We start from the raw sequence: 13574 nt of genomic DNA on the forward strand, positions 1-13574 counted from the left end.
CGTTGACTTTTGGCACGCTGTTGAGTTCTCAAGGAACGGACGCTTCCTTCGGTCCCGTTTCACCGGGGCCCTCCGGGCGCTTCCCTTCGTTTACTGCTTTGTCCTGCTGTCTTGCGTTTCCGACTCTATCAGACTCTTTCGTGTCCGATTCCCGGTCGAAGCGGGTCTTACTTTTCGCTTCCCGGTAATTCGCTTTCGCGTTTTCCCTTTCGGCGAGTCCGACTCTATCAGGCCTTTCCTGTCCCTCTGACCACGTCCTGCGGGCATGCCGAAGGAAGGTTCAAGGTTAGGATCTGGGCTTGAAGGTCGCCGCCGACCCCCGACTCAAAGTCGCGTTGGGGTCAGGCAGGAGTACGACAGTACAGGCCGCCTGGGATCGAGGCAAATCGTTTCTGGTGCACCTCTAGGTCCGCCAAGCGGTAGGTCTCGGGCGGAACCGGGACTTCATATGACTTACTCTGCTGAGCAGTACGCCGTCCCCCATCAGTCGCGGCGGCGACACCTGAATCTCCACCCCCTGGGAGGCTCCCCATGACCAACGTGACGTCCCCTCTTGCTGGACGCGCCATCGGACTCGCCGCGGTTCCCGACCCGGTCTTCTCGGGCGCGATGGTCGGTCCCGGCACCGCCATCGACCCCGTACGTGAGCCCTCCGAGGCTGTGTCCCCGGTCGACGGCATCGTCGTCTCCCTGCACCCCCACGCGTTCGTCGTCGTCGACGCGGAGGGGCACGGAGTCCTGACGCACCTCGGCATCGACACCGTCCAGCTCAACGGCGAGGGCTTCGAGCTCCTCGTGAACAAGGGGGACACGGTGACCCGGGGCCAGAGCATCGTGCGCTGGGACCCGGTCGCCGTCGAGGCCGCCGGCAAGTCACCCATCTGTCCGATCGTGGCCCTCGAGGCCACCGCGGAGTCGCTCTCCGATGTCCGTGAGGACGGGGACGTGAAGGTCGGCGACCCGCTGTTCGGCTGGCAGTGACGCCTCGGGCGCAGTGACAAGCCAGTTGCACAACCACCGCGGTGACTCGGTCGCCGCACAACCGGAGACGGGTGAAATGGAGACAACGCTGCGAGGCGTCGGCGTGAGCCACGGTGTGGCCATCGGCGAGGTTCGGCACATGGGTACGGCGGTGCTGGAACCGCCCGCCAAATCGATCCCCGCCGAGGAGGCCGGTCGCGAACAGGGGCGCGCCAGGCAGGCGGTGGAAGCGGTTGCCGCCGATCTGGTCGCGCGCGGCAACCTGGCCGGCGGCGAGGCACAGCACGTGCTCGAGGCGCAGGCCATGATGGCGCAGGACCCCGAGCTGATGTCCGACGTCGATCGGCGGATCGCCGTGGGCAGCACCGCCGAGCGTGCGGTGTACGACGCGTTCGCCGCGTACCGGGCGTTGCTCGCCAATGCCGGGGAGTACCTGGCGGGCCGGGTCGCGGACCTCGACGACGTGCGGAACCGGATCGTGGCGCGGCTGCTCGGTGTGCCGATGCCCGGCGTGCCGGACAGCGACGAGCCGTACGTGCTGATCGCGCGCGACCTCGCGCCCGCCGACACCGCGCTCCTCGACCCGACGCTGGTGCTCGGCTTCGTCACCGAGGAGGGCGGGCCGACCAGTCACAGCGCGATCCTGGCGCGGGCGCTCGGCGTTCCCGCCGTGGTGGCGCTGCCCGGCGCCGGCGAGCTGGCCGAGGGCACGGTCGTCGCGGTGGACGGCAGCACGGGCGAGATCTTCGTCGACCCGAGCGACGAGAAGCGCGCCGAGTTGGAGAGTGCCGCCGCCGCGCGTAAGGCGGCGCTGTCCGCGTCGACCGGTCCGGGTGCCACGTCGGACGGGCACAAGGTGCCGCTGCTCGCCAATGTCGGCGGTCCGGGCGACGTGCCCGCGGCGGTCGAGGCGGGGGCTGAGGGTGTCGGGCTGTTCCGGACCGAGTTCCTGTTCCTGGACGACAGCAAGCAGGCTCCTTCCGAGGAGAAGCAGATCGCGGCCTACCGCGCGGTGCTGGAGGCGTTCCCCGAGGGGCGGGTCGTCGTGCGTGTGCTGGACGCCGGCGCCGACAAGCCGCTGGACTTCCTCACGCCGGCCGACGAGCCGAACCCGGCGCTCGGCGTCCGTGGGCTGCGAAGCCTGCTGGACCACCCCGAGGTGCTGCGGACCCAGCTGACCGCGCTGGCGAAGGCCGCCGAGGGGCTGCCGGTGTACCTGGAGGTCATGGCCCCCATGGTGGCCGACCGCATCGACGCCAAGGCGTTCGCGGACGCGTGTCGCGAGGCCGGGCTGCGGGCGAAGTTCGGCGCGATGGTGGAGATTCCGTCCGCCGCTCTGCGGGCGCGGTCGATCCTTCAGGAGGTGGAGTTCCTGTCGCTGGGCACCAACGACCTGGCGCAGTACACCTTCGCGGCCGACCGTCAGGTGGGCGCGGTGTCGCGGCTCCAGGACCCGTGGCAGCCGGCGCTGCTGGATCTCGTGGCGCTGTCCGCCGACGCGGCTCGTGCCGAGGGCAAGAGCTGTGGGGTGTGCGGTGAGGCGGCGGCGGATCCACTGCTGGCGTGTGTGCTGACGGGCCTGGGCGTCACCTCCCTGTCGATGGGCGCCGCGTCCATTCCTTATGTGCGGGCCACGCTGGCCAAGTACACGCTGGCGCAGTGCGAGCGGGCGGCGAACGCCGCTCGTGCGGCGGACTCGGCCGACGAGGCGCGCAGCGCCGCTCAGGCTGTGCTGTCCGGCGAGTAGCCGGACCCGCGGGTAGAGGAGGGGCTTTCCGCCGGGTGGCGGGAAGCCCCTCCTGCTGTGTTGGCTGTGGCGTGTCAGTGGTGGGGCTCCGCCGGGTCTGCTCCGATGTCGAATCCCGCGCAGTACTCCACGCCGGATTCCGGGGAGACGGGATCTCCGGTGTCCGCGTCGGTGCAGTAGGCGTTGAAGACCTCTCCCGCGGTGAGCGGGGCGAGGGCTCCGTAGGCCAGGCGCCAGCCGTGGACCCGGTCCGGGTGGCCGGGGGCGCTGGTCCGCAGGACGACTCCCCCGCGCGATTCCAGGGCGATGGCCACCGCGAGGACGGTGGCGAACTCCGCCCCCTCCGAGCTGTCGAGGCGGGCCGGGCCCGCGGTGTCGCGGTGGGTGTGGAGCACGGCCAGGAGCTGGTCGTTCTCCGTCGGGGTGCTGCACACCAGATGGTGGGTGCCCGGTCCCGCCGCTTCCAGCAGGCGCGTGAGGAGGTGCGAGGCGCGGTCGAAGGCCGCGCGTCCGATGTCCTGGCCGCAGTCGGCGCAGGTGCCGAGGTCGGCGAGGAGGAGGGTGGCGTACTCCCAGGTGGCCTGGCGGACCGCTCGGGAGACGAGGACGGGGATGAGGTCGCTCAGGCGTTGGCCGGTGTAGGCGACCGTGGCTCCGGCGGCGGCGATCTCCGCGGTGAAGCGGCTGCGACTGGCCCCGGTGTCGGCGTCGAGGCCCGATTCGGCGCAGAACTCCGCGTAGTCCTCCGGGTCGAAGAGGGCGACGGTGGTGTGCACGCCTTGGGCCGCGAGCGCTTTGAGCAGGCCTTCGACCTGCTGGAGGTAGACGGTGTGGTCGTCGAAGGCGAAGGTGCGGTAGCGCCGCATGGCCGCGAAGTCCTGTGCGTCGGCGAGGAGGCCGATCGTGCTGGGTGCTTCGCGGCGCAACGTGCGTCGCATGGTGGTGCCGGTGCCGTGCTTGGTGTGGTGGGTGGTGCTGTTCTCGGTGTGGTCGGTCTGCGCCATGTGTCCCCCTGTGCGCGGTGGATCCTTGCTCACTCAGCGTAATCAGGGGGACTGACAAGCGGGCTGCCCAGCGGCCTAACGGTTTCGCTTCGCGGCCAGTTCGGCGTAGAAGGGGAGGAGGCCGAGGTTGTCGACGGAGCCCGGGTTGACCGCCTTGGCCAGCTCGGTTCCCTGGAGGAGGCGCTTGACCGGGACCTCGATGCGCTTGCCGGTGAGGGTGTGCGGGATGGCGGGGACCTCGATGACCTCGTCCGGTACGTGGCGCGGGGAGAGGTTCTCGCGGATGGTCCGCTTGATCGCGTCGCGCAGCTCGTCGTCGAGGGTCGCGCCGTCGGCGAGGTGGACGAAGAGCGGCATCCAGTAGCCGCCGTCGGGTTCTTCGAGGCCGATGACGAGGGATTCGCGGATCTCGGGGAGCCGTTCGACGGCCTCGTAGATGTCGGCGGAGCCCATGCGGACGCCCTGGCGGTTCAGGGTGGAGTCGGAGCGGCCGTGGATGATCACCGAGCCGCGGTCGGTGAGCGTGATCCAGTCCCCGTGCCGCCAGACGCCGGGGTACATGTCGAAGTAGCTGTCGTGGTAGCGGCTGCCGTCGGGGTCGTTCCAGAAGCGGATCGGCATGGACGGGAGGGGGTTGGTGACGACGAGTTCGCCGACCTCGCCGATGAGGGGTTCTCCGGCCGGGTCCCAGGACTGGAGGTCGGTGCCCAGGCAGGGGGCCTGGAGTTCACCGATGTGGACGGGGAGGGTGGGGACGGCTCCGGCGAAGCAGCTGCAGACGTCGGTGCCGCCGCTGACGGAGGCGATCCAGAGGTCTTCGGCCACCTCGTCGTGGAGCCAGCGGAAGCCGTCGGGGGGGAGGGGGGATCCGGTGGTGGCGACACACTGGACGCGGGAGAGGTCGAAGTCGCGGCCGGGGTGGATGCCGGCCTTGCGGCAGGCCATGACGTACGCGGCGGAGGTGCCGTAGAGCGTCGCGCCGGTCTGTTCGGCGATCCGCCACTGGGCGCTGACGTCCGGATAGCCGGGGCTGCCGTCGTACAGAACGACGGTGGTGCCGGTGAGGAGGCCGGAGACGAGGAAGTTCCACATCATCCAGCCGGTGGAGGTGTACCAGAAGAAGCGGTCCTCGGGTCCGAGGTCGCAGTGCAGGCCGATCTGCTTGAAGTGTTCGAGCAGGATGCCGCCCTGGGACTGGACGATGGCCTTGGGCAGGCCGGTGGTGCCGGAGGAGTAGAGGACCCAGAGCGGGTGCTCGAAGGGGACCTGCTCGAAGACCGGCTCGGTGTCGGCGGAGGTGAGGGCGGCCCAGGCGAGTGCGCCTTCGGGTGCGTCGGTGCCCAGGAGCGGGATGTGGACCACGGCGCGCAGGGTGGGCAGTTCGCGGCGGAGTTCGGCGACGGTCTCGGTGCGGTCGTGTTCCTTGCCGCCGTAGCGGTAGCCGTCGACGGTGAACAGGACGACGGGTTCGATCTGCTGGAACCGGTCGAGGACGCTGCGGGCGCCGAAGTCGGGGGCGCAGGAGGTCCAGATGCCGCCGACCGCGGCGGTGGCGAGGAAGGCGACGACGGCCTGCGGGATGTTGGGGAGGTAGCCGCTGACACGGTCGCCGGGGGTGACGCCGAGGGCGCGGAGTTCGGCGGCGAGCGCGCCGACCTGGCGACGGAGCTCGGCCCAGCTGACGGGGGTCTGGGTGTGGGTCTCGTCGACGTACAGCAGGGCGGGGGTGTCGGCGCGGGCCGGGTCCTCGGCGGTGCGCAGGGCGTGTTCGGCGTAGTTGATGGTGGCGCCGGGGAACCAGGTGGCTCCGGGCATCGCGCGGTCGCCGAGGACGCTCTCGTACGGCGTGGAGAAGCGGATGTCGAACCATGCGGCGACGGCCTGCCAGAAGGTGTCGAGTTCGTCGACGGACCAGCGGTGCAGGGCCGCGTATCCGCCCTCGGCCGGGGCGCCGTACCGGGTCGCGGCCCAGTTCTGGAAGCGGGTGACGGCCGCGGCCTCGATGCGGTCGGGGCCGGGCTGCCAGAGGGGGGCGTCGGGCGTGGCTGCGGTCATGAGGGCTGCTCCCTGGCTGTACGGGTACGCGGGGTGGGCGTGTCGGTGCCGCACGGGCCGGGATGTGCGCGTGAGCGGCTGACACGGACGATGCCATGTGATCGTCTTCGGCACCAGGGTGGCCCGGTGTGACGGGGGCTCCTGTTCGCGGGGCGCGGGATGGTGAACGGGAGTTGAACGGGAGGTTCTGCGGGTCGGGCGGGTGGCAGGGTGTGCGCCATGGACGGTCGTGACCTGGTGCGTCGGGTGAGGTTGGTCGGTTCGGTGCGGGGGCTGCGCACGGTGCGTTCGGCGTGGCGGCGGCGGTCCGCGGACGCGGCGGTGCTGCCGGCGCGCGGGGTGGAGCGGGCCCGGGTGCCCGGTGCGCTGACGGGTGCGGAGCCGGGCCCGGGCGGGGGTGTGGTGCGGTTCGTCCGTTCGGAGCTGCGCATCCGTGTGTCGGTGGGCGGTGCGGTGTTCTGGGCGTGGGACGGGGCGGAGCCGCTGCCGTCGTACGCGGTGGCGGGGGAGGCGCCCGCGCCGGATCCGCGGGCGGTGCTGGAGCCGGACAAGGACGGCGGCTGGCAGGTGGTGTCGGAGCGGCTGACGGTGGTGGTGTCGCGGACCGGGGCGGTGGAACTGCGGACGCCGGGCGGGCTGCTGTTGCGACGGGAACTGCCGCCGCGCTGGTGGGAGCCGGTGGGCGGGGGGCCGGTGCGGTGGGTGCAGCGTTCGGAGGTGCCGGCGGACGCGCGTTTCTTCGGGCTCGGAGGCCGGGCGGGCGGGCCCCGGCTGCGGGACGGGGTGTACGGGCTGTGGAACACCGATCCGGGCGGGCGTTTCGGTCCGGGGGACGATCCCCTGTATCTGACGATGCCGGTGCAGGTGGTGGTGTCGGACGCGGGGACGCATCTGGTGTTCCACGACAACAGCTGGGCGGGCCGGGTGGTGCTGCGGGAGGGCGAGGAGGGCGCCGGTTCGGGGCACGACCGGCCGGGCGCCTGCGAGGTGCGGATGGAGGGCGGGCCGCTGCGCTGTTGGGTGGTGGCGGGGACGCCGGCCCGGGTGCTCCAGGGCTGGACGGCGCTGACGGGTGCGCCGGCGCTGCCGCCGTCCTGGGCGCTGGGGCCCCAGCATGCCCGGTGGGGGTTCGGCAGCGAGGTGGAGGTGCGGCGGGTGGTCGACGGGTACCGGGAGCGGGGGCTGCCGCTGTCGGTGCTGCATCTGGACATCGACCATTACGACGCGCACCGGGTGTTCACGGTGGACCGTGAGCGGTTCCCCGATCTGCCCGCGCTGGCGGAGAAACTGCGCGAGGACGGGGTGCGGCTGGTCTCGATCGTGGATCCGGCGGTGAAGGCGGAGGCGGGCGAGGCGGTGTTCGACGCGGGGTCGGCGGTCGGGGAGCGGGGGGCGTACGTCCGGGACGCGCGGGGGCGGGTGGTGGTCGGGGAGGTGTGGGCGGGGGCCTCGGTCTATCCGGACTTCACTGATCCGCTTGTGCGGGATTGGTGGGGATCTCTGTACGAGGAACGTCTTGCGCAGGGCTTCTCGGGGGCCTGGCACCACATGAACGAACCGGTGTCATTCGCGGCGTTCGGGGATCCGTCGCTGCCGCGTTCGGCCCGGCATGTGCTGGAGGGCGCCGGTGGTGATCATCGGGAGGCGCACAACGTGTACGCCCTGGCGATGGCGCGGGCGGGTCATGAGGGGCTGCTCCGGTTCCGTCCTGAGGAGCGGCCGTTCCTGTTCTCGCGGTCGGGCTGGGCGGGGATGCAGAGGTACGGGGGCACCTGGTCCGGTGAGGTGTCGACGGGGTGGCCGGGGCTGCGGGCGTCGTTGTCGCTGGTGGTGGGGCTCGGGCTGTGCGGGGTGCCGTACTCGGGTCCGGATGTGGGCGGGTTCGACGGGTTCCCGTCGAAGGAGCTGTATCTGCGGTGGTTCCAGCTGGGGGCGTATCTGCCGTTGTTCCGGACCCATGCGGCGATCGACGCGGGACGGCGGGAGCCGTGGGAGTTCGGTCCTGAGGTGCTGGAGCACGCGCGGGCGGCGCTGGTGGAGCGGGAGCGGCTGCGCCCGTACTTCGTGACGCTGTCGCATGTGGCGCGGCTGACCGGTGCGCCCTATGTGCGGCCGATGTGGTGGGGCGCGCCGGGCGACCGGGCGCTGCGGGAGTGCGAGGACGCGTTCCTGCTGGGCGACGCGCTGCTGGTGGCTCCGGTGCTGGAGGCCGGGGCGCGGCGGCGGGCGGTGCGGCTGCCCCGGGGGCGGTGGTACGACACGGCGACCGGGCGGGCGTACGAGGGCCCGGGCCAGGTCCTGGTCGATGCTCCGCTGTCGCGGGTGCCGGTGCTGGCGAGGGCGGGTGCGGTGGTTCCGGTGCGGGGTGCGGACGGCGGTCCGGAGCTGGAGGTGTGGGCGCCCGCGCCGGGGGCCGCCGGTGGCGGGCTGGTGGTGCGGGACCCGGGGGACGGGTGGGAGGAGGCGGAGGTCGAGCGGTATGTGTCGCGGTGGGAGGGCGACCGCGTGGTGGTGGAGCGGGACGGCACGGAGGGCGGGGTCGACGGTCCGGTGCGGGTGCGGGGGGCACGGGGGCGGGCCTGAGGGCCGTCCCGCCGCCCGGGGGTTTTCGTTCGGATCAGGTCGGATCACGGGGCGGGGCCCGGCGCGTGCGTGTCCGGTGCGCGGGGCTCGGTGGCCCCGGCTGCGGCGGCCTCAGTCGTAGCGGCTTCAGCTGTAGCGGCTTCAGCTGTGGCGGCCTCAGCTGTAGCGGCCGGCGAACCAGGCGTCGGCCGCTTCCGTGTGCAGGGGGAAGGCCAGGGGGCGCGGGCCGTACAGGACGTCGTAGCCGGATGTCTCGTCGGTGGGGACCGAGGGCGGAAGGCTCGCGACGGGGCGTGCCGGGAGAAGGCCGAAGACCAGGAGGTGTCCGGCGGTGTCGCTGAGCGTGTCGGCGAGACGGACGTCCTCTGCGGCGGCCTCGATGCCGGTCTCCTCGCGCAGCTCCCGGACGACCGCAGCACGCCAGTCCTCGGCATGGTCGACGAACCCGCCGGGCAGGGCCGTACCTCCCTTCTGCGGCTCGATGGTGCGGGTGATGACGACCAGTCCGGTGGGGCCCGGGCCGGTGACGGGGAGCAGGGCCACCGCGACGGGGAGCGGGTTGCGGTAGGCGGTGGTTCCGCAGTGTGCGCAGGTGCGGGGCCAGGCGTCGGCGTACGGCAGCGCGGTGTACGGGGCTCCGCAGGTGCCGCAGTGGGAGTCCCGTACGTGACGGGTCGGCCGCGGGGCGGCGGTCGGGGATGGGCTGCTGCCGGGTTCGGACACGGGCGGACTGTATCGAACCGACCTTCCGGCTTTCCGCCCCTTCCGGCTTTTCGGCGTTTTCGGCTCTCCGGCCGCCCCTGGTTTCCGGGGGAAGCGACGCCGTGTCCTTTCCTGGAGGCCACGAAGCTGATAGACGGTGTGCCCATGACAGGATTGCGTACCGCTCTGCGTGCTCTGGCGGCCACGGCCGCCGCCCTCCTCGCCGTCACCGCCCCCTCCCCCGCGGCACAGGCGCGCCCCGAACCGAAGGCTCCCGAGGAGTTCGTGGCGCTGCGCTCGGTGGACCCGACGATCATTCAGGAGATGCGTTACACCACGGCGCACACCTTCCTCGGCGAGCGGGTGGACGGATACCGGCAGCCCGTCTGCATCCTGACTCGGCCCGCCGCCCGTGCCCTGCACCTGGCGCAGCAGCGCCTGTTGCGCCAGGGGTACTCGCTGAAGGTGTACGACTGCTACCGGCCGCAGCGGGCGGTGGACCACTTCGTGCGGTGGGCGAAGAACCTCGACGACCGGACCATGAAGGGGGAGTTCTATCCCCGGGTCGACAAGGACCGGCTGTTCGAGGACGGCTACATCGCGGAGAAGTCCGGGCACAGCCGGGGCAGCACGGTGGACCTGACCCTGGTCCGGCTCCCCGCACTGCCGACCAGGCCGTACCGTCCGGGCGAGCGGCTGACTCCCTGCTTCGCGCCGAAGGACGTGCGGTTCCCCGACAACTCGGTGGACATGGGCACGGGTTATGACTGCTTCGACACCCTGTCGCACACGGACGATCCCCGGATCCAGGGGCCCCAGCGCGCCAACCGGCAGCTTCTGAAGCGGACGTTGAGCGACGTGGGGTTCGTGAACCTGCCGGAGGAGTGGTGGCACTTCACGTTCAGGCCGGAGCCGTTCCCGGACACCTATTTCGACTTCCCGGTGCACCGCCGGTCGGTCGCCGGGCGCTGACCGAAATCCGACCGCCCCGAGGGGTGGGGAACGGGCGACCGGGACCACCCCCGTGGGCTCCGGCCGCCCGTTCTTCATCTCGGACGCGAAAGGGGCGTGTTCGGTTGCCGATCGGGCGGTTACGGTGCCCGTATGTCACAGCAGACGTTCGATACGTACGAGGACTTCTGGCCGTACTACGTCGCGATGCACTCGCGTGCCGCCACCCGCTGGGTCCATCTCGCCGGCACCCTGACCGGGCTCGCGATCTCCGCGTACGGGCTCGCGCGGGGCCGGAAACGCTATCTCGCGGCCCTGCCCCTGATCGGTTACGGCACGGCGTGGCCCGCGCATTTCCTGATCGAGAAGAACAATCCGGCCACGTTCGGGCATCCGGCGTGGTCACTGCGCGGTGACGCGCAGATGATCCGGACGATGCTCGCGGGCCGGGACGCGGAGCTGGCGGAGACCGCGGCGAAGTGGCTGGCGGAGCGCGGTGGGGGCGGGAGCGCCGGCGGGGGTGAGCAGACGCGGCGCGGGGACGGGCGCGGCTGAGGCCCGGCGCGACCGGAAACGGGCCCGACCGGGACCGGGACCGACCGGGACCGGCGGGCCGGACCCCTCGCCGGACGAGGGCGTCCGTGGCACACTTCTGACGTTCCGTCATATCCAGTGCCGGGGAGGGGCTTTGTCGCGCACGCGCATACCCGTGGTGGCCGGTTGGTTCACCGAGGACGCCGCGGAGGAGGACTTCCGGCTGCTGGGCACCCGGTGCTCCGGCTGCCGGTCGGTGCACTTCCCCCGGGAGGACGGCCACTGCCGCAACCCTGACTGCCCCGGCGGCGAACTGGCGGAGGCTCCGCTGTCGAAGCGGGGCACGGTGTGGTCCTGCACCGACGGGCGCTACCGGCCCCCTCCCCCGTACGTCAGCGACCCCGAGACGCCGTGGACTCCGTACACCCTGGTCGCCGTCGAGCTGGCCGCCGAGCGCATGGTGGTGCTGGGGCAGGCCGCCCCGGGGGTGGGCGTGGCCGATCTCCCCGTCGGCTCGGTGGTGGAGGTCGTACCGGGTGTCCTGGACGAGGACCCGGCGGCGGGAGTCGTCCACACGACCTGGCACTGGCGTCCCGTCGCGGCGGCAGGGGCCGGCTCATGACCGGCGGAAGGGCCGGCGACGTGGCCGTCCTCGGGGCCGGGATGCACCCGTGGGGCAAGTGGGGGCGCGGTTTCGCCACGTACGGACGGATCGCCGCGCACGCAGCCCTCGCGGACGCGGGCATCGGCTGGCCCGAGGTCCGGTCGGTGGTCGGCGCGCAGACGGTGCGCGGGGGCTATCCGGGGTACGTGGCGGGGGCGACGTTCGCCCGGGCGCTCGGGTGGCAGGGGGCGCGGGTGACGTCCGTGTACGCGGCCTGCGCGTCCGGGGCTCAGGCGATCGACACGGCGCGGGCGCAGATCCTGGCGGGTCTGGCGGACGTGGTGCTGGTGGTGGGGGCCGACGCGGCGCCCAAGGGGTTCTTCGCCCCGGCGGGCGGGGAGCGGCCGGACGACCCGGACTGGCTGCGCTTCCGGGTGCTCGGGGCGACGAATCCGGCGTACTTCGGGCTGTACGCCCGCCGCCGCATGGCGCTGTACGGGGACACCCAGGAGGACTTCGCCCTGGTCAAGGTGAAGAACGCGGCGGCGGGAGCGCTGAACGAGTACGCCCGCTACCGGGTGCCGGTGACGGCCGAGGAGGTCGCCGCCTCCGCGATGGTCGCCGATCCGCTGCGGCTGCTGGACGTCTGTGCCACGTCCGACGGAGCGGCCGCCCTGGTGCTGTCCAGCATGGAGTTCGCGCGGCGTCGCGGATTGCGTGATCCGGTGCGGATCCGGGCCGTCTCCACCGTGACGCCGACGTTCCCGAGGACCGTCCTGGATCTGCCGGACATCGGCACGGACTCGGCGGTGGCCGTGGACCCCTCCCCCGAGAGCTTCCGCGCCTCGATCGCACGGGCCGCGTACGAGGAGGCGGGGACCGGGCCGGAGGATCTCTCACTGGCCGAGGTCTACGACCTGTCCACGGCCCTGGAGCTGGAGTGGTACGAGGACATCGGGCTCTGCGGGCCCGGCGAGGGAGCGAAACTGCTGCGGACGGGGGCGACCGCGCTGGGCGGCCGGGTCCCGGTGAACGCGAGCGGCGGTCTGGCCTCGTTCGGCGAAGCGGTCCCGGCCCAGGCCATCGCGCAGGTCTGCGAGCTCACCCGGCAGTTGCGCGGGCGGGCCGGGGAACGGCAGATACCGGGCGCACGGGTCGGCATCACGGCGAACCAGGGGCTGTTCGGGCACGGCTCGGCGGTGGTGGCGGTCCGCTGAGCCGGCCGTCCCCGCCAGGTTTTCCCTGCCCTTTACTTGACCGGGCGTCACCGCCGCAGAACACTCGGGGCCCGGTCCGCCGGACGACGTGCGGCCCGTACCCCTGTCGGCGGGGGTACGGGCCGTACGCGTGTCAGGGCGTGCTGGGGCGTCTCGCGGCTCAGGTGGCGACGGGTTCGCGGGCCCGTGCCGCGCGCTCCAGGGCATGCTCCACGACCGCGACCAGGACGTCGCGGACGGAGGACCGGTCCCGCGCGTCGCAGACGAGCACCGGGACCTCGGGGTCGAGGTCTAGGGCGGCCTGCACGGTCTCCGTCGGGAACCGCTCGGCGCCCTCGAAGGTGTTGACCGCGACCGTGAACGGGATCCGCCTGCGCTCGAAGTAGTCGACCGCGGCGAAGCAGTCCTCGAGACGCCGGGTGTCGGCGAGGACGACCGCGCCCAGGGAGCCCTGGGCCAGTTCGTCCCACAGGAACCAGAAGCGGTCCTGGCCCGGCGTGCCGAACAGATAGAGGACCAGATCCTCCCGCAAGGTGATCCGGCCGAAGTCCATCGCGACCGTGGTGGTGGTCTTGGACTCGACCCCCGACAGATCGTCCACCGGGCGGCCCGCCTCGGTGAGGCGTTCCTCGGTGCGCAGCGGCCTGATCTCGCTGACCGAGCCGACCGCGGTCGTCTTGCCGACGCCGAACCCTCCCGCCACCAGGATCTTCAGGGTGACGGGCTCGACGTGCCGCTGCTTGCGGCGGCTAGAGCGCCCGAAGGCCATTGATAACCTCGCGAAGAATGTTCACGTCCGGCAGCTCGGCCGGCGGAACGGGACGGGTGACGTGCACGAGTTCGTCCTCGACGAGGTCGCCCACCAGGACCCGTACCACCCCTACGGGAAGGTCGAGTTCGGCGGCGAGCTCGGCGATCGACTGGGGCATGTCGCTGCAGAGTTCGACGATCGCCACGTGTTCGGGGGCGAGCGTCTGGTCCCGGCCGGGATCGTCGGCGGCCGGTTCCGGCACGACGAGCGCGATCAGGTCGAGGCGGTGACGGGAGGCGCTGCTGGTGCGCCCGCGGGTCATCGCGTACGGGCGGACCACCGGTCCCGCCTCCGCGTCGTACCACCGCGAGACCTGGGGGTCGACGGACCCGTCCGTGGATCCGGGGCCGGTGCCCCGGGGGGAGTCGGCGCTCATGCCCGCCAC

At 72.2% G+C, this 13574-nt stretch carries 12 protein-coding genes; 7 read left to right on the forward strand and 5 right to left on the reverse strand.

Annotated features, from left to right (window positions below; all coding sequences use genetic code 11):
- The first annotated feature begins 531 nt into the window (after positions 1-531).
- Both ACH4RG_RS29170 and ptsP read left to right on the forward strand, forming a co-directional pair.
- On the forward strand, positions 532-981 hold the full coding sequence (locus ACH4RG_RS29170) for a PTS glucose transporter subunit IIA (RefSeq protein ID WP_397923136.1): 450 nt from the start codon (positions 532-534) through the stop codon (positions 979-981).
- A 76-nt stretch (positions 982-1057) separates the two neighbouring features.
- Positions 1058-2728 (forward strand): phosphoenolpyruvate--protein phosphotransferase, encoded by a 1671-nt coding sequence (ptsP, locus tag ACH4RG_RS29175; RefSeq protein ID WP_397923134.1) that lies wholly within the window; start codon positions 1058-1060, stop codon positions 2726-2728.
- Between the two features lie 74 nt (positions 2729-2802).
- On the opposite strand, the gene ACH4RG_RS29180 is transcribed toward ptsP, so the two are convergent.
- Together ACH4RG_RS29180 and ACH4RG_RS29185 are read right to left on the reverse strand one after the other, a co-directional pair.
- Positions 2803-3732: a hypothetical protein gene (locus tag ACH4RG_RS29180; protein WP_397923132.1), complete on the reverse strand. Its 930-nt coding sequence runs from the start codon at positions 3730-3732 to the stop codon at positions 2803-2805.
- 75 nt (positions 3733-3807) lie between these two features.
- Positions 3808-5787, reverse strand: a complete 1980-nt coding sequence (locus ACH4RG_RS29185) for an acetoacetate--CoA ligase (protein ID WP_397923130.1) — start codon at positions 5785-5787, stop codon at positions 3808-3810.
- Between the two features lie 219 nt (positions 5788-6006).
- Between ACH4RG_RS29185 and ACH4RG_RS29190 the strand changes: the two genes are divergently transcribed.
- Positions 6007-8370 carry a glycoside hydrolase family 31 protein gene (locus ACH4RG_RS29190; RefSeq protein WP_398540491.1) on the forward strand — a complete coding sequence of 788 codons (2364 nt, stop codon included), beginning with the start codon at positions 6007-6009 and terminating at the stop codon, positions 8368-8370.
- A gap of 156 nt (positions 8371-8526) precedes the next feature.
- Here the strand turns inward: ACH4RG_RS29190 and ACH4RG_RS29195 are convergent, their stop codons facing one another.
- Entirely contained in the window at positions 8527-9093 is a 567-nt protein-coding gene (locus ACH4RG_RS29195) for an NUDIX domain-containing protein (RefSeq protein WP_397923126.1), read from the reverse strand.
- A 144-nt stretch (positions 9094-9237) separates the two neighbouring features.
- Between ACH4RG_RS29195 and ACH4RG_RS29200 the strand changes: the two genes are divergently transcribed.
- From ACH4RG_RS29200 to ACH4RG_RS29215, 4 genes are all read left to right on the forward strand, one after another.
- Positions 9238-10044 (forward strand): M15 family metallopeptidase, encoded by an 807-nt coding sequence (locus tag ACH4RG_RS29200; protein ID WP_397923124.1) that lies wholly within the window; start codon positions 9238-9240, stop codon positions 10042-10044.
- A 132-nt stretch (positions 10045-10176) separates the two neighbouring features.
- On the forward strand, positions 10177-10578 hold the full coding sequence (locus tag ACH4RG_RS29205; RefSeq protein ID WP_397923122.1) for an Mpo1-like protein: 402 nt from the start codon (positions 10177-10179) through the stop codon (positions 10576-10578).
- Between the two features lie 133 nt (positions 10579-10711).
- Entirely contained in the window at positions 10712-11179 is a 468-nt protein-coding gene (locus ACH4RG_RS29210; protein ID WP_397923120.1) for a Zn-ribbon domain-containing OB-fold protein, read from the forward strand.
- Complete coding sequence (locus ACH4RG_RS29215) at positions 11176-12378, forward strand: lipid-transfer protein (RefSeq protein WP_397923118.1); 1203 nt, start codon at positions 11176-11178, stop codon at positions 12376-12378. The genes ACH4RG_RS29210 and ACH4RG_RS29215 overlap by 4 nt, the downstream gene beginning before the upstream one ends.
- A 160-nt stretch (positions 12379-12538) precedes the next feature.
- Here the strand turns inward: ACH4RG_RS29215 and ACH4RG_RS29220 are convergent, their stop codons facing one another.
- Positions 12539-13147: a GTP-binding protein gene (locus ACH4RG_RS29220; protein WP_397923116.1), complete on the reverse strand. Its 609-nt coding sequence runs from the start codon at positions 13145-13147 to the stop codon at positions 12539-12541.
- Positions 13128-13565, reverse strand: a complete 438-nt coding sequence (locus ACH4RG_RS29225) for a DUF742 domain-containing protein (protein ID WP_003970444.1) — start codon at positions 13563-13565, stop codon at positions 13128-13130. Before ACH4RG_RS29225 ends, ACH4RG_RS29220 begins: the two co-directional genes overlap by 20 nt.
- Positions 13566-13574: the final 9 nt, after the last annotated feature.

It is taken from the genome of Streptomyces sp. NPDC021019 (assembly GCF_044333295.1).
GTDB lineage: Bacteria > Actinomycetota > Actinomycetes > Streptomycetales > Streptomycetaceae > Streptomyces.

Bases quoted from the DNA above. Each gene is read 5' to 3' on its own strand.
- ACH4RG_RS29170 (WP_397923136.1), top strand. From the start codon at position 532: ATGACCAACGTGACGTCCCCTCTTGCTGGACGCGCCATCGGACTCGCC.
- ptsP (WP_397923134.1), top strand. From the start codon at position 1,058: ATGGAGACAACGCTGCGAGGCGTCGGCGTGAGCCACGGTGTGGCCATC.
- ACH4RG_RS29180 (WP_397923132.1), bottom strand. From the start codon at position 3,732: ATGGCGCAGACCGACCACACCGAGAACAGCACCACCCACCACACCAAG.
- ACH4RG_RS29185 (WP_397923130.1), bottom strand. From the start codon at position 5,787: ATGACCGCAGCCACGCCCGACGCCCCCCTCTGGCAGCCCGGCCCCGAC.
- ACH4RG_RS29190 (WP_398540491.1), top strand. From the start codon at position 6,007: ATGGACGGTCGTGACCTGGTGCGTCGGGTGAGGTTGGTCGGTTCGGTG.
- ACH4RG_RS29200 (WP_397923124.1), top strand. From the start codon at position 9,238: ATGACAGGATTGCGTACCGCTCTGCGTGCTCTGGCGGCCACGGCCGCC.
- ACH4RG_RS29205 (WP_397923122.1), top strand. From the start codon at position 10,177: ATGTCACAGCAGACGTTCGATACGTACGAGGACTTCTGGCCGTACTAC.
- ACH4RG_RS29215 (WP_397923118.1), top strand. From the start codon at position 11,176: ATGACCGGCGGAAGGGCCGGCGACGTGGCCGTCCTCGGGGCCGGGATG.
- ACH4RG_RS29220 (WP_397923116.1), bottom strand. From the start codon at position 13,147: ATGGCCTTCGGGCGCTCTAGCCGCCGCAAGCAGCGGCACGTCGAGCCC.
- ACH4RG_RS29225 (WP_003970444.1), bottom strand. From the start codon at position 13,565: ATGAGCGCCGACTCCCCCCGGGGCACCGGCCCCGGATCCACGGACGGG.